General features: G+C 32.7%; 13 protein-coding genes. 7 read left to right on the forward strand and 6 right to left on the reverse strand.

What is annotated here, in order from left to right:
• Positions 1 to 66: 66 nt before the first annotated feature.
• Complete coding sequence (locus BXU10_RS00835) at positions 67 to 6,339, reverse strand: alpha-2-macroglobulin (protein ID WP_078225722.1); 6,273 nt, start codon at positions 6,337 to 6,339, stop codon at positions 67 to 69.
• 129 nt (positions 6,340 to 6,468) lie between these two features.
• Here BXU10_RS00835 and BXU10_RS00840 point away from each other — a divergent pair, with 129 nt between their 5' ends.
• Together BXU10_RS00840 and murC are read left to right on the forward strand one after the other, a co-directional pair.
• Complete coding sequence (locus BXU10_RS00840; RefSeq protein ID WP_078225723.1) at positions 6,469 to 7,155, forward strand: lipopolysaccharide assembly protein LapB; 687 nt, start codon at positions 6,469 to 6,471, stop codon at positions 7,153 to 7,155.
• A 67-nt stretch (positions 7,156 to 7,222) separates the two neighbouring features.
• Entirely contained in the window at positions 7,223 to 8,578 is a 1,356-nt protein-coding gene (gene murC / locus BXU10_RS00845) for a UDP-N-acetylmuramate--L-alanine ligase (RefSeq protein WP_078225724.1), read from the forward strand.
• A gap of 86 nt (positions 8,579 to 8,664) precedes the next feature.
• Here the strand turns inward: murC and BXU10_RS00850 are convergent, their stop codons facing one another.
• Positions 8,665 to 9,300: a DUF1287 domain-containing protein gene (locus BXU10_RS00850; RefSeq protein ID WP_078225725.1), complete on the reverse strand. Its 636-nt coding sequence runs from the start codon at positions 9,298 to 9,300 to the stop codon at positions 8,665 to 8,667.
• Between the two features lie 90 nt (positions 9,301 to 9,390).
• Here BXU10_RS00850 and BXU10_RS00855 point away from each other — a divergent pair, with 90 nt between their 5' ends.
• The 4 genes from BXU10_RS00855 to BXU10_RS00870 all read left to right on the forward strand — a co-directional run bounded on the left by BXU10_RS00855 (position 9,391) and on the right by BXU10_RS00870 (position 12,094).
• Positions 9,391 to 9,852 (forward strand): GNAT family N-acetyltransferase, encoded by a 462-nt coding sequence (locus tag BXU10_RS00855; RefSeq protein WP_078225726.1) that lies wholly within the window; start codon positions 9,391 to 9,393, stop codon positions 9,850 to 9,852.
• 13 nt (positions 9,853 to 9,865) lie between these two features.
• On the forward strand, positions 9,866 to 10,555 hold the full coding sequence (radC, locus tag BXU10_RS00860; protein ID WP_078225727.1) for a DNA repair protein RadC: 690 nt from the start codon (positions 9,866 to 9,868) through the stop codon (positions 10,553 to 10,555).
• 3 nt (positions 10,556 to 10,558) lie between these two features.
• Positions 10,559 to 11,245 (forward strand): YjjG family noncanonical pyrimidine nucleotidase, encoded by a 687-nt coding sequence (locus tag BXU10_RS00865; protein ID WP_078225728.1) that lies wholly within the window; start codon positions 10,559 to 10,561, stop codon positions 11,243 to 11,245.
• Positions 11,246 to 11,338: 93 nt separating this feature from the next.
• A complete protein-coding gene (locus BXU10_RS00870) occupies positions 11,339 to 12,094 on the forward strand; it encodes a hypothetical protein (RefSeq protein ID WP_078225729.1) in 756 nt (251 codons plus the stop codon).
• A 12-nt stretch (positions 12,095 to 12,106) separates the two neighbouring features.
• On the opposite strand, the gene BXU10_RS00875 is transcribed toward BXU10_RS00870, so the two are convergent.
• Complete coding sequence (locus BXU10_RS00875) at positions 12,107 to 13,384, reverse strand: replication-associated recombination protein A (protein ID WP_078225730.1); 1,278 nt, start codon at positions 13,382 to 13,384, stop codon at positions 12,107 to 12,109.
• Between the two features lie 215 nt (positions 13,385 to 13,599).
• On the opposite strand from BXU10_RS00875, the gene BXU10_RS00880 reads away from it, so the two are divergent.
• Positions 13,600 to 14,367: a rhomboid family intramembrane serine protease gene (locus BXU10_RS00880; protein ID WP_078225731.1), complete on the forward strand. Its 768-nt coding sequence runs from the start codon at positions 13,600 to 13,602 to the stop codon at positions 14,365 to 14,367.
• A gap of 109 nt (positions 14,368 to 14,476) precedes the next feature.
• Here BXU10_RS00880 and rlmB read toward each other — a convergent pair whose 3' ends face one another.
• The 3 genes from rlmB to BXU10_RS00895 all read right to left on the reverse strand — a co-directional run bounded on the left by rlmB (position 14,477) and on the right by BXU10_RS00895 (position 19,774).
• A complete protein-coding gene (gene rlmB / locus BXU10_RS00885; protein ID WP_078225732.1) occupies positions 14,477 to 15,211 on the reverse strand; it encodes a 23S rRNA (guanosine(2251)-2'-O)-methyltransferase RlmB in 735 nt (244 codons plus the stop codon).
• An 88-nt stretch (positions 15,212 to 15,299) separates the two neighbouring features.
• Positions 15,300 to 16,691 (reverse strand): SusD/RagB family nutrient-binding outer membrane lipoprotein, encoded by a 1,392-nt coding sequence (locus tag BXU10_RS00890; RefSeq protein WP_078225733.1) that lies wholly within the window; start codon positions 16,689 to 16,691, stop codon positions 15,300 to 15,302.
• A gap of 17 nt (positions 16,692 to 16,708) precedes the next feature.
• Positions 16,709 to 19,774: a SusC/RagA family TonB-linked outer membrane protein gene (locus BXU10_RS00895; RefSeq protein WP_078225734.1), complete on the reverse strand. Its 3,066-nt coding sequence runs from the start codon at positions 19,772 to 19,774 to the stop codon at positions 16,709 to 16,711.
• Between the last annotated feature and the right edge of the window lie 287 nt (positions 19,775 to 20,061).

Raw genomic sequence — 20,061 nt, forward strand, 5'->3', positions numbered from 1 at the left:
AATCTATTTAATACAAATGTAGCTAAATTTGAGTTTTAAAATTTATTTATCGAAACAAGAGCTTTACTATTCAACTTTCACCCGAATCCCTTTTGTATGACTTGTAAATTCCGGAGCATACATACTTTCTATAGTGGTAATTCCGTTAGAGAATTCACCGCTGTTATTTACTCTGATTTCGTATTCTAAAACATAAGTTCCTTTGTTGATTTGGTCAAAAAAGAAATGCGTTGCAGCATCTTTGGTACTCATATAATATCCCAATCGATCTTTGTATTGATATTCTGAAAGAACATTTACAGGTTCAAAACACGAAGCTCGCATATCTTTTAGATGCACGAATTCCATATCTTCTTTTGAGTTAATTACTAATCTTACAGTAACTAAATCTCCCGTTTTTAAAGGATTTTTACTTGTAATTCTTTCCAGTTTATCACCTTTAAGGGAGTTTTTCTTTAGATATAGTTCTTTCTTAACCGATAAAGTAGATCCGGAATTGGTTTTGATTTTATCCAAATCCTCAAAATATTGCCAGTAAACTCCGCCAAATCCCGGAACTTTCGATTTGTTTTCGATAGTTATCGAAGCCATTTCTTTTTTAATTTCATTCGCTTTCCAGTTCATTTTGATGTAACCTGTTGCAGCTTCTTTTTCGTTTTCTGCTAATTTTTTAGTCATGATTTTTTCATCTCCGAGTTTAATGACTGTATTGTCTTTTACAGAAAGCCAGTCGGTTCCCTGCATCAATAACGCATAAATTGCTTCGGTGGTAGATTTTGTCGTTGGCCAGTTTTTGGTTTGTTTGTTTTTTAATAACCACACTTTCATTGCATCAACAGATTTGGTATCGTTTGTCACTTCGGCGAAAGCCTCAATCAATAAAGCCTGAGTTTCTATTGGCGCCTGATACCAATACCAGCCTGGTTTATTGGCAATCCAGTACATTCCCCAATCTTCATTGTTAGATGCTGTTTCTTTTAAGCTTTCTATGATTTTTTTAGCAGATTCAGCTTCTCCAAAACGATTTAACGTTAAAGCAGCCAATCCTTTTTCGTATAGCGAATATTTTAACCAATCTTTTTTAGCCGTTTCCAAATACAGCTTAGTTGCTTTTTTTAAAGTATCAGAAAGGGGATATTTCTCTAAATAAAAACTTCTGGTGTAGAGGTAATATAAATCAGAATACGGATTGATCCAGAAAAATTTATCAGCCTTTTTTACATTTTTGGTCATGATCTTATAGGATTCCAGAAATTTTGAATCTAAATACGGAATTCCGTTTTTTGCAATTTCATCCATTTTAGAAGCATTGATTTCATCTTTGTTTAGTTTTGATAAATGTCCCAAACCTGCTAATATATGTCTGGTAATGTATTCGCTTTCGTTGCCACCTTCAAACCAAGGAAAACCTCCCGAACTGTTTTGTTTCTTTTTTAATTTTTTGAAAGCGGCTTCCTGCGATGTTTTCATTTTTTCCAAATCAAACAAAAGAGCCAGATTTTTTTTCTTTTCGTCTTCGCTTTGTGCATCATTTAGCCAAGGCGTTTCTGCCAGAATAATCGATTTTAATTCTTCGTTTTCTTCTAGTTTAGAATTCAGTTTTCCATTTTTTCTCCATTCTTCAAAAACAGTTGCAATTTTAGGATTACTTGAGATAATTTCTGAAGCTAAGGTATTCGAATAAAAACGGGCAAAAGTCTGTTCCGCACATTCGTGCTCATATTCCATTAAATAAGGTAATGACTGAATCGCAATCCACGTTGGGTTTGAAGTGTATTCTAAAGTAAACTGATGGTTTCTTAAAGTTGTAGAAGTATTGTTTTTTAAATTCGCAAATGTGTATTCTTTGGTTGAATTCTCCCGAACCCAAATCGGAATACTTTCTGTAACGAGCATATTGTTGGTTAAAACCGGAAGTATGTTTTCTTCTCCATCAGAAAAATTACCTGACTTAGCCAGAATTTTATATTGAACACCTTGCAATCCTTCAGGAATTGAAATTGTCCAAGTTGCTGTTGTATTTCCGAAAGCACCAACATTGAAATTACGAACATTTTTTGCATTGAGCATTTTCGCATCAATTGGCTGCAGGGTTACGGCATCAAAAAACTGTAAAATCGCAATTCCGGTTTTTGCTTCGGCTGTAATATTTGAAATTTTAGCGCTTATTACAATAGTATCTTTCTCTCTAAAAAAGCGAGGGAAATTCGGTAAAACCATCAACTCTTTTTGAGTGATGACGCTTTTCTCTAAATAACCGGAAACCGCGTCTTTATTATGCGCCAACAAACGAAGTTTCCAAGCCGTTAAAGCTTCCGGAGAAGTAAAGTTGAAACTTACTTTTCCTTTAGAATCTGTTTTTAAATGTGGTAAAAAGAATGCGGTTTCAGACAGATTTTTTCGGGTTTTCACTTTGGTTAAGGCTTCTAAGGCTTTTTTTGTTGTAATGATTATGGCACCGTTTGCGCCTTTGGTTCCGTAAAGAGCTGTTGCTTTTTCAGCAATCATTGTTTCTGCGGATAAAATTTCGCTTGTATCTAAAGTATTAAATTCGTTTTCAGAGGCAATTTCACCATCAATAATATATAAAGGTTTTCCAGTAGAATTTGAAATACTTCCCTTTATTTTGAAAGAAGATTTTCCTGAACGACTGTTATACATTAAGGCTTTTTTTGTTTTGTATCCAGGCATGTATACTGAATCTTTCTCAATGACAATAGCATTAGGAGCAGCACCAAAAGGCTCAGCAACAGTTAAAACAGCATCAGGATCTCCTTTAATAGTTTCGCTTCCAATTTTCCTGTCTTTTATGTCATAAATATCTCTTCTATAAGACCCATACATATAACCATTGTCATTAAAATCAAATTCAAACCAATTTAATTTTGTTTCTTCAATGCGGGAAACAGTATCATCTATTCCTGTATTTAAATTTTGTAATGAAGCATTTACGGTATCAAAGCCTAATCTTTCTTTAAAATTAGTTCCGTTGTAATTGAATTGTCTAAAATTTAAGGTTTCCCATTCTTTTTTAGAAAATTGATCTAAAGAGCTGTCATACATAGAAGCTAAAACTTCAGCTTCGGTTTGTGTATTAAAAGCGTTTAATTTGAATGACCAATTTTCACTTGTTCCCGGTTGTATCTTGTTTCTAAAACTTTCTACTGTCCACTCTAATTTTGGTTCTTCGTCTTTTAACTCTATGCTAATTTCTTCCATAAAATTCTCGTTTTCAAAAACACTTTCAAAACCTAATTTTATGCTTTTTTCAAAGTCATTTTTCAACGGAATTCTTATAATAGTTTCGTTATTCTGTAAATGAAAAGTATCTTCAAAATATACTTTGCTATAGTAATTCCCATTCACCGCAATATAAAGTTCAGGAATAACAGAAGATAATTTTACTTCTACATATCCATCTTTTTTAGGGTTTTGATTAATTTGTTGTGCAGTAAATAATTGGCTCGGATCAAATTTATCCTTGCTTTGAATAAGTTTAAAGTTTGAGATAGTTTCAATAGGATTATTAAAACTGTCTTTAGCAGAAAAAACAATTTTATAACTACCGGATTTGTAATTTGAAATAAAATCTAATACTATTTTTTTGTCTTTTTGAGTGTCTATTTTCTTAGTGAATAATAAAATTTCAGATCGTTTTTCTTTTGTTTGTCTTTCAGATTTCTCATAAGGAAATAATCTTTCAAAATCTTCTGGCGTAATAGTTTCAATTTCCGGTTTTTCCCAAATACGGCTTTTAAATTTATTCGACAAAGGTTCTATAAAGTAGAGTTTAATTTCGCCTTTGGCAGCTAAAAATTCTCCATTTAAATTAGTGCTAGATAAGTTAATTTCATTTTTGTCTTTGGTTTTAATCTCATTTGGTATGCTCGCATTAATGATTAAATCGTGAAAACCTACTTTTATTATGCTTACTGCAGAATGGGTTTCGCCATTAACGTCAGTAATCGTTGCATATATTTTATAATTGAACACTGGTAATTGTTCTTTTTTACTGTTTTTTGAAGGCAAAGCAGTAAAGTCGATACTAAATTTCCCGGAAGCATCGGTTTTTGTTTCGCCAAAGGTTATAACTTCGTCTTCTTCATTCCCAAAATAATTCCTATAATAGCTTGTATATCTTGTAACGGTATACGTAACTTTTGCATCTGAAATATTGCTTCCGGCAAATGCTTTTGCATTTCCTTTTACTTTAATGGATTGATTTATTTGAAAACTTTCTTTTTTAGGATCAAATGTTACTTCAAATTTTGGACGTTTGTATTCTTCAACATTAAAAGAAATTTCAGAATTTGCGAAATTTACATCTTCTAAAAATGGAGATTTGACTTGAGGTTTAAATGCGTTAAGGCTAAATTGTCCTGTTAAACCATTTTTCGGTAAAGTAAACTCGCCCGAAAATGAACCAAACTCATTTGTAGTAACTTCAAATTCTTTTATTATTTGAGCGTTCGAATCGTTTACAGTAACCTTAAAAGTGGCATTGGCAATAATGCTTGTTTTGTTTTTAGTTTTTTGAATTGCAATTCCTTTATAATAAACAGTTTGTCCCGGTCTGTAAATAGCACGATCTAAATAAAATTCAATTTTTCCGTTTGTTTTTTCGTTTTCAGATTCTTTATAATCCACACTCTGGCGGATAAATTCTTTATCAATGAAAATACTATCGTTTTCTGTTAAAATTTCGATAGTTTCATTGTTGTATCTATCGCTGACTTTGTTGAAAAATGCTAATCCTTTAGAATCAGTTTTAAGCGTAAAACTTGCTGATTTTATAATTGCATTTTCTATAGGTTTTCCTGTCTTTCGATCTAAAACCTGATAGTTTTCTATGCTTTGTGTTTGATTGGCAACAACTGCGATATTTGAAACGGTAATGATTTGATAATCATAAGCTTTTTCTTTTGAATCTGAATCAGTTTCAAAATAAGCTAAATAATTTCCGGTTTCTAATTTGGGTAAAATAACTTCGGTACTATATTCAAAATAATCTCCTTTATTTTCAAACTCATATTTTTGAGATGCGATTTCACTTTGTTTTTTAATAATTAGAGGCGCTATACTATCTAGTAAATCATGATTTTTCCTGAGTTCTTGTGTTTTTTTCTGAGTAATTTTAAAAAAAGAAATGGTTAGATAATTTACATTTTTATAATGAACTAAAGCTCGTGTATTTTCATTTTTATAAGTATATTTTTGGAGTTCAACTAACAATGTTTTCGAAATAGTTTCCTGTTTTTGAGCTAAAGCTGATTTTGCAGTATTAGATTGGCTATTTATTTTTATTATATCATCAAATATGGCAACGGCTTCAATATTATTCTTCGGATATGTTTCTTTTGAAGCTTTGTTCAGAATAATATTGCCTATTTCTAATTTTATTTTCTGAGTTAAAATTTCATCTTTAGATCTATTTTCAATTTCTTTTAGATATTTTATAAAGTCTTCTTCTGACTGTAGTAGGTAAGTATTACAAAATTGTACACGCTCAAATTCATTTTCTAATGTCGGATGGTTGACTTCTTGTTTTTGATATAAAGACAAAACCTTTTTTACATTTTCGTCTTTTAGAAAATCTAAATTAAGTTTTGTAAAAGCAGAAGAATCTCCTATTAGTTGCTCTTTATAATGCAGAAAAATGTTTTTTTCAATTTCCCATTTCTCAATTTTCTGAATGAAAAAAGTGATATTTTCTTTTAGTAAATAATCGTATAGATTTTCACTTTTAAGTTTTTCCAGAGTTAAATATTCAAATATAGGCTGATAATTTGTTAAAGGAGTCGCTTTTAAAATGGTTTCGTTTTCTAATGTTTTTTTAAAAAGAGAAATTACGCTTCTTTGAGTTGAAAAGCCAACATTAAAATTATTTGTTTTAGAAATTCCATCAACTTCAGAAGTGTCTATAGTGGCAGCGGCTAAATTTATTAGAGCAGCTTCAACAACCGTTGAAGCGCTATCTACAGCATATGAATAGTCATCATATTGGTAATAATTATCAAGACATTTTGCGTAAATCAAATTCAAGATTGCTTTTGAAGGAATAGAAACGCGATCAATATCTGTTTTTAGATTACTTAAAATTGTTTTCTTAGCATTTTCATCTACAACCTGCAAATATTTAGATTGATAAAAAAAACATTTTATCATTTGTGCCTCATCCTTATCTGAAATTGCTTTTTTGTAAATTTTGACAACAATCTTATTGGCAGATTTTATTCTTCCTTGGTTTTCAAAGGCTGTAACTTTCTCCCATTTTTTATCTGTTTGTTGTGAGAATAGTGCTGTAGAAAGCAATAAGAATACAAATAATATGTTTTTCATAAGTCGGTTTTAGTATGTAGAGAGCGGTTTTGGATAAAGGTTGGGAAACGGATAAAATAAATTTCGTACAAATTACTAATTTATCTCTAAAAACAAATGATGCGTTTTATATTTCCTTATTTTTGAAATATGAAAAACTTTTTGTTTCTTTTTTTGCTTATGCCAATTTTAATTTGGTCGCAGTCTAATTTTGAGAAAGCTGAAAAGTTATTCCATGCCAAAAAGTATGATGAAGCCAAATCTCTTTTTGAAGAAATTTTAAAAATCAAACCTTCAGATAGTAAGACACTTGAATATTTGGGTGATATTGCCACACTTCAAAAAGCATGGGTAATAGGAGCAGAGTATTATAATAAGCTGAAAGAATTAAAACCTACTGAAGCGGATTATTTTTATAAATATGGCGGCTGTTTAGCAATGAGGGCTATGGAAGTCAATAAATTTAAAGCTTTAGGTATGGTCGACGACATGAAGCAGGCATTTGAAAAAGCAATAATTCTCAATCCAAAACATATTCCTGCTAGATGGGCTTTGATTGAAATTTATTTGCAATTACCCGGAATTGTGGGCGGAAGTGAGTCAAAAGCAATTTCATATTCAAATGAATTAGCAAGGATTTCGCCTGTAGATGGTTATTTGTCAAAAGGAAGAATAGACGAATATTTTAAAAGATTCACATCTGCAGAAAAAAATTATCTAAAAGCAAATGAAATTGGCAAATCAAAAGTTACGTTTCAAAAATTATATAATTTATATTTGAACAAATTAAAAGATGCTAAAAAGGCACAGGAATTAAAACGAAAATTTGACTCATAATAATCAAATCTCAAATACTGAATTCTAATACATAATTGGAATTTAGAACTTAAATTTAGAATTTTAAATGAAAACACATTTCATCGCCATAGGCGGAAGTGCGATGCACAATTTAGCATTAGCGTTGCATAACAAAGGATATCAGGTAACAGGAAGCGATGATGCAATTTTTGAACCTTCAAAATCAAGATTAGAAAAAAAAGGAATTCTTCCTGCAGAAATGGGATGGTTTCCTGAAAAAATTACTGCCGATATTGAAGCAGTAATTTTAGGAATGCATGCCAAGGCAGACAATCCTGAGTTATTAAAAGCACAGGAATTAGGCTTGAAGATTTATTCGTATCCGGAATTTTTATACGAACAATCTAAAAATAAAACCCGAGTTGTAATTGGTGGTTCTCACGGAAAAACGACAATTACTTCGATGATTTTGCACGTAATGCATTATCATAATATTGAGGTTGATTATATGGTGGGAGCACAGTTAGAAGGTTTTGATACCATGGTGCATTTAACAGAAGAAAATGATTTTATGGTTTTAGAAGGAGATGAATATTTGTCTTCTCCAATTGACCGTCGCCCTAAATTTCATTTGTATCAGCCTAATATTGCTTTAATTTCAGGAATCGCCTGGGATCACATTAATGTGTTTCCAACTTATGAAAATTATGTTGAACAGTTTGAAATTTTTATTTCTAAAATTACAAACGGCGGTATTTTGGTTTACAATGAAAATGATTCTGAAGTAAAACGTGTTTCAGAGGCTGCAACCAATCCAATTCGTAAACTACCTTATCATACACCGGAATATTCGGTAAGCGATGGTGTAACCTTATTAAAAACGCCAGAAGGAGATATGCCAATCGAAGTTTTCGGAGCACATAACTTAAATAATCTTGCCGGAGCCAAATGGATCTGCCAAAATATGGGTGTTGATGAAGCCGATTTCTACGAAGCGATTGCAAGTTTTAAAGGTGCTTCTAAACGATTGGAAAAAATTGCAGAAGGAAAAGGAAAAGTCGCCTATAAAGATTTTGCGCATTCACCAAGTAAAGTAGCTGCTACAACAAAGGCAGTAAAAGAGCAATATCCAAACAGAACTTTAGTAGCTTGTTTAGAACTTCATACTTACAGCAGTTTAAATGCCGAATTTTTAAAAGAGTATGAGGGCGCACTAGAGTATGCTGATGTTGCTGTTGTGTTTTATTCACCTGATGCTGTAAAAATTAAACAATTAGAAGAAGTGACTTACGAACAAATCGCTAATTCTTTCAATAGAGAAGATTTGATTATTTATACCAATCCAGCTGAATTCAAAAAATATCTATTCAATTTAAATCTGGACAATTCAGCCTTGCTTTTGATGAGTTCAGGTAATTATGGAGGTTTGAATTTCGATGAAGTTAAGACCTTGATTGAGTAAATTAATTCGTTAATCAGATAATTTGATAATGTGCCAATTGCTATGCAGTTGGCATTTTTTTTAAAATTATCTAATTGACAAATTTTCTAATTTGAAGCCCCTTCGTATTTAAAGTGCCCCACAATCTTATACTCAAACAAACAGTCTTCCAAAACCTGACCGCCACCAATATTATGAACAATAAGATTTCGTTTGCCGTCTTCTGATTTTTTGTTTGTGATAATTCCAATATGAGGTAACTTTCCATTAATCATCCAGGTTACAATTTCTCCTGTTTTATAATCTCTTGCATCTTCAGAAACAGGTAATTTTGTTCCTTTTCTTTCAAAGAAAACTTCTAGATTAGGAACTCTGCGATGATCTATGTTGGTATCGGTCTTGGTCATTTCCCACTTTTTTAAGTTTGGATATTTAGAGAAATTTTCGATCATGTCTTCATGTACTTCTTTTTGTAAATCAATATCTAATTTTCGATAGCTGCGAATAACAACATCCGTGCAAACACCTTTGTTTACCGGGATGTCTCCATTTGGGTATTCTATTGCAAAATAAGTTGGATCATAATCTATCGAGGGGTCAATTATAGATATTGCCGCTTCTGAAAGTTTTTCTTCGAAAGTTTTTACGACAGGGTTGTTGTTTTTAATAGCTAAATTGCTGTTTTCTTTTTGATTACAAGAAAAAAGGCAAATCATGATTAAAAAGATATAGTTGAATTTCATTTTTTTTGTTTTAAAATTAAGGATTATCAGAATAGTAAATGTATTTTAATGAATGATTTTTCTTATTTTTGAAAATATTGATAAAACTATATGCCTGAAAAAATTAAAGTTGTTCATACAACAAGCGAAAATCCTGATTTCATATTTTTATACAACACCTTTGATACTTTTTTGTGGGAACGCTATCCTGAATTAAAAACGGATTATTGGAGTAATAACGTAATTGAATTCAATCCAAATGTGGTTATCGTTTATTTAGATGATAAAGCGGTGGGTTGTGGCTGTTTTAAAAAGTATCATGAAACTGCTGCCGAATTGAAAAGAATGTTTGTTTTACCAGAAGGAAGAGGGTTAGGAATAGCTCAGCACATTATTAAGGAGGTTGAAAGTAAAGCAATTGAACAAGGTTTTAAGATGTTGATTTTAGAAACTTTGTATAAGCAACTTGAAGCAATTAATCTGTATCAAAAAATGGGTTTCGAAATAATTGAAAATTATGAACCTTATGTAGGCCTTACAAATAGTATTTGTATGAGCAAGAACATTATTTAATATATAGCCCTGAATGGAAGTAGCACATTTTCCTATTACAAACTGGTCAGAAGACGACCGTCCACGTGAAAAACTAATGCTGAAAGGCAAAAATGCTTTGAGTGATGCCGAATTAATTGCCATTTTGATTGGCTCCGGTAGTAGGAATGAATCGGCGGTTGATTTAAGCAAAAGAATTTTAGCTAGTGTAGATACCCTGAATTCGTTAGGCAAGATGTCTGTTTCCCAATTGATAGATTTTAAAGGAATAGGTGAGGCTAAAGCTATTACTATTATTGCAGCATTAGAATTGGGCAGAAGACGTAGGGCAGAGGATTCAGTTGAATTAACAAAAATCACATCCAGTAAGTTGGTTTTTGAAATCATGCAGCCTGTCATTGGTGAACTTCCTCATGAGGAATTTTGGGTGCTTTTTCTGAATAATTCAAATAAAGTTATTTTAAAATCTCAATTAAGTAAAGGAGGTATTTCCGGAACTATTGTTGATGTTCGTCTGGTTTTTAAATTAGCACTTGAATCTGGTGCTACAGGGTTAATTTTATGTCATAATCATCCTTCCGGTACTTTGATTCCAAGTGATGCAGATAAACACATTACCAAAAAATTAAAAATGGCAGGAGATAGTTTAGATGTTAAAGTTTTGGATCATGTGATTATTACTGAAACAAAATATTATAGTTTTGTAGATGAAGGAATTTTATAAATTATGCATACAAATATTACCGATATTTTTTTTGACTTAGACCATACACTTTGGGATTTTGATCGAAATTCAGAAATGGCTTTTAACCGAATTTTTAAAAGCAAATTTCCTGAAATCAAATGTCAGGATTTTATCCAAAAATATATTCCGATAAATCAGGCCTGTTGGAAGTTATATCAAAATGATGCAATTACACATTTAGAATTGCGTTACAACAGATTAAAGTTTTCTTTCGATGCCTTAAATATTGTTATTTCTGATGCAGATATTGATCAGATTGCGAATGATTATATTGAATTTCTGACAGAAAATAATCATCTTTTTGATGGGACGATTGAGATTTTAGACTATTTAAAATCAAAGTATAAATTACACATCATAACAAATGGATTTGCTACTGTTCAGGAAAAGAAAATAAACAATGCAGCTTTGCGTGATTATTTTACTACAATTACAAATTCAGAACTGGCAGGTGTAAAAAAGCCAAATAGTATTATCTTTGATTATGCAATTAATTCGGCAAATGCTTCAAAAGAAAATTGTATTATGATAGGTGATTGTCTGGATGCTGATGTTAACGGTGCCCTGAATGCAGGATTAGATGCTATTTTTTTTAATGATAAAAAAATCCAGGCTCCGGAAAATATTAAACAAGTTAATCATTTATTAGAACTCAAAAAATATTTATAATTATTAAAATCGCCATTATAACAAGTTTGTTGTAAATCTTATTAAATAATTGGCAATAGGATATGTTACCGCTAACAAATAAATTTTACATATATGAAAATTAAACTTTTTTTAATAACACTTTTTATTTCTGCTTTAGGTTTTTCTCAATCAATTAATGATTATAAAGCTGTTATTGTGCCTATTAATTTTGATTTTGCAAAAGGGATCAACCCATATAGGCTTTCAACTATGACAAAGGCAAATTTAATAAAAGCAGGTTTTCAGGCTTTTTATGAAAATGAACAGCTACCGGCAGAATTTTCAAATCGCTGTGATTTATTGTATGTTGATGTAAAAAGAGACAATGCTTTTTTAGTAACAAAACTTTTTGTAGAATTTAAAGACTGTTACGGAAAAGTAGTTCATACTTCTGAAACCGGCAAAAGCAAAGAGAAAGAATATGAAGCAGCCTATCGTGAATCATTAGATATGGCATTTATATCGATATATGGTTTGAATTACAAGTATAGTGGAAAAACTGCAATAATAACTTCTGGTGTTGCTTCAAATGTTGCTGTGAATGCCCAGGCAGTTACTGCAAATTCAGTTTCTACGCAAGTGGCTACACCAATTGCAGATGTTTCTGATCCAAATTTATTGTATGCACAACCAACTGAAAATGGATATCAATTAATTGATAAAACACCAAAAGTGGTTATGAAATTGCTTAAAACCTCCCGTCCGGATTCATACATAGCAATAAAAGATGGTGTTCAGGGAACTTTGAATGCAAAAGACAATCAGTGGTTTTTTGAATATTATCAAAATGATAAATTAGTTTCTGAGAAAGTTTCAGTTAAATTTTAAATATAATTTGGTTTAATAACCATATTTATCTTTCCAACGGTTCTTTAAAAATTCACGGTTGCTATTCTCTCTGGAATTCTGACCTGGATTATAAAGAACCGTTTCTTTTATAGCATCTGGCAAAAATTCTTGTTCTGCAAAGTTATTGGCATAATCATGCGAATATTTATAGTCTTCACCATAACCTAATTCTTTCATTAGCTTTGTTGGAGCATTGCGCAAATGAATAGGGACAGGTAAATCACCGGTTTGTTTTACCAATTGCTGTGCATTTCCAATAGCCATGTAAGATGCGTTACTTTTAGGTGAGGTTGCCAGATAAATAGCGCATTGACTTAATATAATCCTGCTTTCAGGATAACCAATTGTAGAGACTGCCTGAAAGGTATTGTTTGCCATAATGAAGGCAGTAGGATTGGCATTTCCAATATCTTCACTCGATAAAATCAACATTCTTCGGGCAATAAATTTAACATCTTCACCGCCTTCGATCATTCGGGCGAGCCAATAAACAGCACCATTAGGATCACTTCCTCTAATTGATTTGATAAAAGCAGAAACAATGTCATAATGCTGCTCTCCGGTTTTGTCATACAAAACAGTGTTTTGCTGAACAAGTTCAAAAACCCTATCGTTTGTAATAATGATTTCATTGCTATCAGAAGCGTTAACTACCAACTCAAAAATGTTTAATAGTTTTCGGCCATCTCCGCCAGATAATCTTAGGAGTGCTTCGGTCTCTTTTAGAGTAATATTTTTTGTAACTAATTCTGCATCCGTTTTCATGGCACGATGCAACAACGCTTCTAAATCGGTTTTTGTAAAAGCATTTAGTATGTAAACCTGACAGCGTGATAATAAAGCAGGAATCACTTCAAAACTTGGGTTTTCTGTCGTTGCACCAATTAATGTAATCCACCCTTTCTCGACCGCAGCCAAAAGAGAATCTTGTTGGGATTTGCTAAAACGATGAATCTCATCAATAAACAAAATTGGATTTTTAGCAGTGAATAAGCCACCACTTTGTTTGGCCTTTTCAATTACATCCCGAATGTCTTTCACACCAGAATTTATGGCACTCAAAATATAAAAAGGACGCTTAGATTCCTGAGCGATAATTTGCGCCAGAGTAGTTTTTCCGGTTCCCGGTGGCCCCCAGAATATTAACGACGGAATAATTCCTTTCGAAATTTGTTGCGTTAAAGAGCCGTTTGGTCCCACCAAATGATTTTGACTAATGTAGTCTTCTAATTTCTGTGGACGAATGCGTTCTGCTAAAGGTGCTTCCATTTTACAAAATTACGAGTTTCAATTTAAATTTAATTTTTTCAGGAGCTATTTCCTGCTGTCCGCTATATCTTTTTTGGCAGAAAAAGCCAAAAAAGGATGCCGCTTCCATCAGGGCTATGAATTGTATCTTGAGAAATTTATATTTTGCTGACAAATTATCAGTAAATTGTATTTGGATAGTTTTTTGATGAATTATTAATTTGATTGTTAAAAATATGAACGATAACCATTTTAAATTTTCAACTGCAGTTATTGGACTTCCAATAATTTTTGTCCTTTTTTTGTGGATTGTTTATTGGGTTCAGATTCGGTTTGATTTTGATTTTTATCAAAACGGAATTTATCCACGGGATTTCTCAGGTTTACAGGGCGTATTGTTTAGTCCTTTTATTCATGAAAATTTAAACCATCTATATAATAACTCGATTCCGCTTTTGGTATTATTGGCAGCCTTACAGTTTTTTTATCCAAAGCAATCCTTTGCTGTTATAGCTTGCGGAATTTTATTTTCAGGTTTGATAACATGGATTATTGGTAGGGAAAATTATCATATTGGGGCAAGTGGACTAATTTATGTTTTGGTAAGTTTTATATTTTTCAAAGGGATTCAGACCCGATATTATCGTTTAGTAGCGCTTTCATTTGCGGTAGTTTTGCTTTATGGCGGAATGATTTGGTACGTTTTTCCGGATGTAGATCAAAATATTTCCTGGGAAGGGCATTTGGCAGGTTTTATAACAGGGTTTGTAATGTCTTTGTTTTATAAAACTCCGGAATATGCTAAACCAATTGTTTATGATTGGCAAAAACCTGATTTTGATCCTAATGAAGATGCTTTTATGAAGCACTTTGACGAGAATGGTAATTTCGTTAATACTGAAATTCCTGAAGAAGATTCTGAAATAGTATCTTCTTATTTCAATTCTAATATTTCAGTTAATTATATTATAACTAATTTAAAATCAAAAGATGAATCTTTGTAAATGAAAGGTTTAATGATGAAGCGATGATTTAAAATAGTTTCAGAGAACCTAAGTTAACAAAAAAACACCTCAAATTAGAGGTGCTTTTCTATTCTTTGTAATGATTCCTTTAGTTTCTTTGGCGAACAGCTTCATATAAGAATGCTCCACAGGCAACAGAAACATTTAAGGATCCAATGGTTCCAAACATGGGTAATTTCGCTTTTTCATCAACAATTTTAAGCACAGATGGATTAATTCCCCTGTCTTCAGATCCCATGATGATTGCCAAAGGTTCATTCAATTCTAAATCATAAATATTTTGTTCTGTTTTTTCAGTGGCAGCAATGGTTTTTATTCCTGATCCCTGAAGATAGAAAATAGCATCTTTAATGTGTTCAACTTTACAAATAGGGACATTAAAAACAGCCCCTGCTGAAGTTTTTACAGTATCTCCGTTTACAGGGGCAGATCCAGCTTTTTGAACAATAATTCCGTTTACACCAGTGCATTCTGCAGTCCTTATGATGGCTCCAAAATTTCTGGCATCAGAAATTTGGTCTAATATTAAAAACAAAGGTTTAGAACCGGATTCAATTGTAGATTCAACAAGATGTTCTAAATCTATGAATCCAATCGGAGATATTGTTGCAACTGCTCCCTGATGATTATTAGGAGTTAAACGATTCAGTTTTTCAACAGGAACGTAGGAGAAATTAATGTTGGCACGCTTCATGACTTTCATTAAATCCTTCATTAACTCACCCGAAATTTCTTTTTGGATGAATACTTTGTCTACTTCTTTTCCTGCCTGAATTGCTTCTATAATAGCTCTGATTCCAAATATTTGATGTTCTTTTTCCATATCGCAAATATAGGTATAATGTTTATATAAAAAAAAACCACTCTGAATGAACAGAGTGGTCCTATGATTTAAGAGTGTTTCTTTAATATTATTTATCCCACCATAAATTAGTAGTTACATTACTAACTACAGTTGCATTTGGATTGTAATTTCTCTCATCTGATGGAGTTGGGAATCTTACAGGAATAGTTTTTGTATTTGATGATTGGTTTGGAACCAAAGCAGGAAAGCCGGTTCTTCTGTAATCATTATACGGCTCCATAGTTAAGAAAAGAGCCAGGTATTTTTGCTGAATAATATTTGCTAAAGTAACAGTTGTAGCTGCTGTAGCTAAGAAAGCTGGTGTAGCTGCAGTTCCTGTAACTTTTAAAACAGAGGCTGCAACAGCCTCTTCTAAAGCTGGTTGGGCATTTTGGCCTAATCTGAATTTTGCTTCTGCTTCGATAAATTTAGCTTCAGCATAAGTTACCATACCAACCGCAGAATTAGCACTTGCATACGCAGAACCAATATATGAAGATGAAAGAGTCTCGATGTCATCTGGTTCATTCCCTATATAAGTTGGAGTTTCATTTTCATCTTCTGGATTGTTTAATGCTATTGAAAATGTTAATCTAGGATCGTTAGAATTTTTTAAGCTATTAACAAAATATGCTCCCGTTTTTAGATAATTAGCACGGCTATTATCAAAAGCATACCATTGATTAAGTTCGTTTGCCTGTTCGGTAAAAAAAGTATTAGCATCATCTGCATTTGAGCTTATTCCGGATGCTGTAATGTAATCAAGTGCTTTTTGTGCAGCATTAGTATCTACCTGAGTTAATCTTAAAGCGTATCTCGCTTTTAGAACATAAGCAATTTTAATCCATTTAGCAATATTTCCTTTAAAGATATAATCATCATTACCAGGAACTGAAATATTGCTTGAAGCAGGTTTTTTTAAATTAACAATGGCTTCATCCAGAGTTGTTTGTAGTCTTTGGTAAATTTCTTCTTGTGTATTGTAACGTGGTGCTTTGTTTCCCTGTTCTGCTCTAAAAGCTTCGTCATAAGGAACATCTCCCCAAGCATCAGTTGCATATCCTAAGTTTATGGCAGTCAATATCTGACCTATACCATTGTAATAAGGATAGCCTGCTGCAAAATCACGGCTTAAAATATGACCGCTTATTAAAGTTGTTCCGTAAATAGTATTCCATTCGTTATTTACGTCTTGTTCGGTAAGAATGTAACGATGAATTTCTCCTAATTGACCAACACTTGTACCAGCAAGATGCTGATCAAAAATACTTGCAGTTCTGATTAGACCACTGGTGTGTGTAGAGAACGTTGAAACTTCCATAGCAGCCAACAACAATGTTGGAGTAGTTGTAATTGGGTCGTTAGGATTCTCATTAAAGGTGTCTAATTCTGTCTGACAGCCAGTTAGCAAGCTAATACTAACAGCTGTAAGAATTATACTTTTTATATATTTTTTCATTTTGATTTGTTTTAAATTTAAAATCCTACTTTAAGAGTCATTATGAATGATTTGCTGCCCGGATTATTAAAGTAATCTAATCCATTAATTCTGGAACCTGCACCAGTTAAACTAGTTTCAGGATCCACACCTTCATAATTAGTATCTAACCATAGGTTTCTCCCTGTAAATGATATTTGAGCTGAATTGATAGCTGTAAATTTTTTTACATTAAAATCATAGGTTATGCTAACATCACGCAGTCTAATCCAGTTTACATCTGTAACTGCTTGTTCAGCTGCTCCTCCTGCATCACCTAAATAAAATCTATAATAGCTTTTTGCATCTATTTCTTTAGTGTTAGGAGTTCCGGTTTCTGTTACACCTTCAATTACATAGGTTCTCTCACGATCGGCAGATGCTTCAGATACACCAAAATTGTGCAATCTGGCTAATGTTCCATTGTAAACCGTTCCACCATGTCTAATATCTAATAAACCAGATAGGGTAACTCTTTTGTATGTAAATGTGTTTCTGATTCCTCCAGTCCATTTTGGAGCGGAATTACCTAAGTTTCCTGTTTCGTCAGCAATTTTTGCTAAACCATCAGTACCAATAATTTTGTTTCCGTTTGCATCACGAGCCCATTTTGTGCCATAGAAACTTCCGAGTGGTTGTCCTTTTACAGCGTAATATCCAATTGATCCAAATGCAGCTTCAATCTGAATATCGTCTAAACCACCGGCTATGTCGGTTACTTCATTTTCGTTTTTAGCCCAGTTTAAATTAATGTTCCATTGAAATGGATTGCTTTTTTGGAATACGTCATATCCAAATTCTACCTCAAGACCTTTGTTTACTAATTCAGCACCATTTTGATATACTGATGAAAATCCGCTTGAAGATGGTAATGGTAAAGTGATTAATAAATCCTTAGACGTTTTGTAATATGCGTTTACATCTAATGAAAGTCGGCTGTCAAAAAATTTAGTACTCAAACCTACTTCGTGTCCTGCAACTATTTCTGGTCTTAAGTCTTGATTTCCTAATCCGCCAGATACAGTCATACCATTTACGTTATTGTATGGAAAGCTAAGACCGTCAGTAAAACCGTCAGTCATGAATGGTGCGGTGTAAGTGCTTATAGTTCTGTAAGTTGCTGGAGCGATACCCACTTTGCCATATCCATAGGTTACTTTTGCAAAGCTGATTGCTTCAGGCAAATCGAATGAGCTTGTTATTACCCATGAAGCTGAAGCAGATGGGAAAATTGCACTATTTGCATTTGTACCGTAGGTAGAAGACCATTCTTTTCTCACCGAACCTGTTATGAAAAGTTGGTTTTTAATATCAAATTCCAATTGTCCAAATAATGCTCTAGACATTATGTTTTCTTCTGAATTAGAAGCATATCTCTGAGTTGTATTAGACAGGTTGTAAACTCCTCTTACTGCAAGCTCTTTACCTCTTGAGAATACATCAGTATTTTGAAATGAACGTAAGTTAAGACCTGCTGTATAGTTGATTTTTAACCATTCTGATTTTATTGGTAGTAATCCGCTTGCAATGAAATCTCCGTAGAATTCTTTATTCGTTATATTATTATAAGCAACTTCACCAATACCGGCAAGGTTGTCTCCGTTAGATGAAACTGCAAATATTTGTTTACGGTAATCTGAATAGGTGTCAATACCTGCTTTAGCAGTTAAGGATAACCAATCTGCAGGCGTATATGTTAAAAACATATTTCCGAAAACACGATTTACATCACTGGTTGCGGGATTTTCATTTACAGTAAAATATGGGTTGTCATAAGAAGCAAAGTAATTTTTATTGTTTCCTGCAGCATCTTTATAGTTTCTTAGATCGTAGTTTCCTACTGAACGTAGTAAACTCAACATTACACCAGAAACATTACTTCCGTTTTGAGCTAATGTGTTTGTTGTATGGGTGTATTGTAAGCTACCTCCTGTTTTCCATTTTTCGCTTAACCTCAAATCTCCAACAACTCTAAGGGTATTCCTTTTTAAACCTGTTTCCGGTACCATACCGGTTTGTGTTACATTACCATAAGATGCTCTGTAGGTTGCTTTATTATCTCCTCCATAGAAAGAGATATTGTTTGTGTATGTTAACCCATCTTGAAAAAAGTTTCCAACATTGTCATACATTGGTACCCCTAATGATTCTGCTGATGGTCCCCAGCTTTGTGGTGTATTAGTAGGTATTGTAGTTGCGGTAGCACTTGTACCCTGAACATATTTGTTTTGTCTTGCCGGTAATTGACTTACTTTGTCAATTGCCATAGAAGTTGAAAAGTCAATTCCTAATCCTTTACCTGCTTTCCCTTTTTTTGTAGTATAAAGTATTACACCATTACCAGCTCTTTCTCCATAAAGAGCGGCAGCTGCAGGACCTTTAAGTATAGAAACACTTTCTACATCATCAGGGTTAATGTCTAATGCTCTGTTAGAGTTATTGATACCAGATAAATTTGCATTAAAAGGGTTGTCTCCAGCGGTTGTTTGGCTTGTCGTATTGTCAACAGGTACGCCATCAATAACTATTAAAGGATCTGAAGCTCTGTTAATACTATTAACACCTCTAATAATGATTTTACTTGATGCTCCTGGTGTACCTCCGGATCCAATTACCTGAACACCGGCAGCTTTTCCTGCTAATCCTTGCAGAACGTTTTGTTCTCCTGATCTGGTAAGTTCTTCGGAAGTTACTTTTGATACTGCATATCCTAAGGTCTTTTCTGATCTTTTGATACCTAAAGCGGTAACAACAACACCCTCTAGTTCTACAGAATCATCTTTTAATTTTACGCTAATTGAGGTTGAACTCGCAGCTACTTCCTGGCTTTTCATGCCAATGTAGCTAAATACCAAAACCTGACTTGGTGCTGCTTTGATTGTAAATTTACCGTCAAAATCTGTTTGTGTTCCTGCTTTGGTTCCTTTAACTAATACACTCACACCCGGTAAAGGCATGCCTGAATTGTCAGAAACTGTACCAGAAACAGCTCTTTCTTGCGCAAAAGTAAGTTGCGCTACTAGTACTAATAAGAGTACTAAGAATCCATTGAACTTTAGTTTCATTTTTAAATATTTTGAATTAGTATCGCAAAACTCTTAATAATTTGTTAACTATCCTAATATAAGGAGCTTTTTTTTTAGTTAAATTATAGTTTTATAATAGGAAATTGTTTTTTTAATGTTAAAAAAGACTATTAAATTCGGTATTCTTAATTTATTGATTTAAATATGATAATAATTAAATATACCTCAGTTCTTGTGAATGTTAAATTTTATGTTACGATTATTGAAATTGTTTTTTTTGTAACTTTTAAATAAAAAATCCACCCTAAAAGAGTGGATTTTGTTTT

Source organism: Flavobacterium sp. LM4, from assembly GCF_002017935.1.
Taxonomy (GTDB): domain Bacteria; phylum Bacteroidota; class Bacteroidia; order Flavobacteriales; family Flavobacteriaceae; genus Flavobacterium; species Flavobacterium chungangense.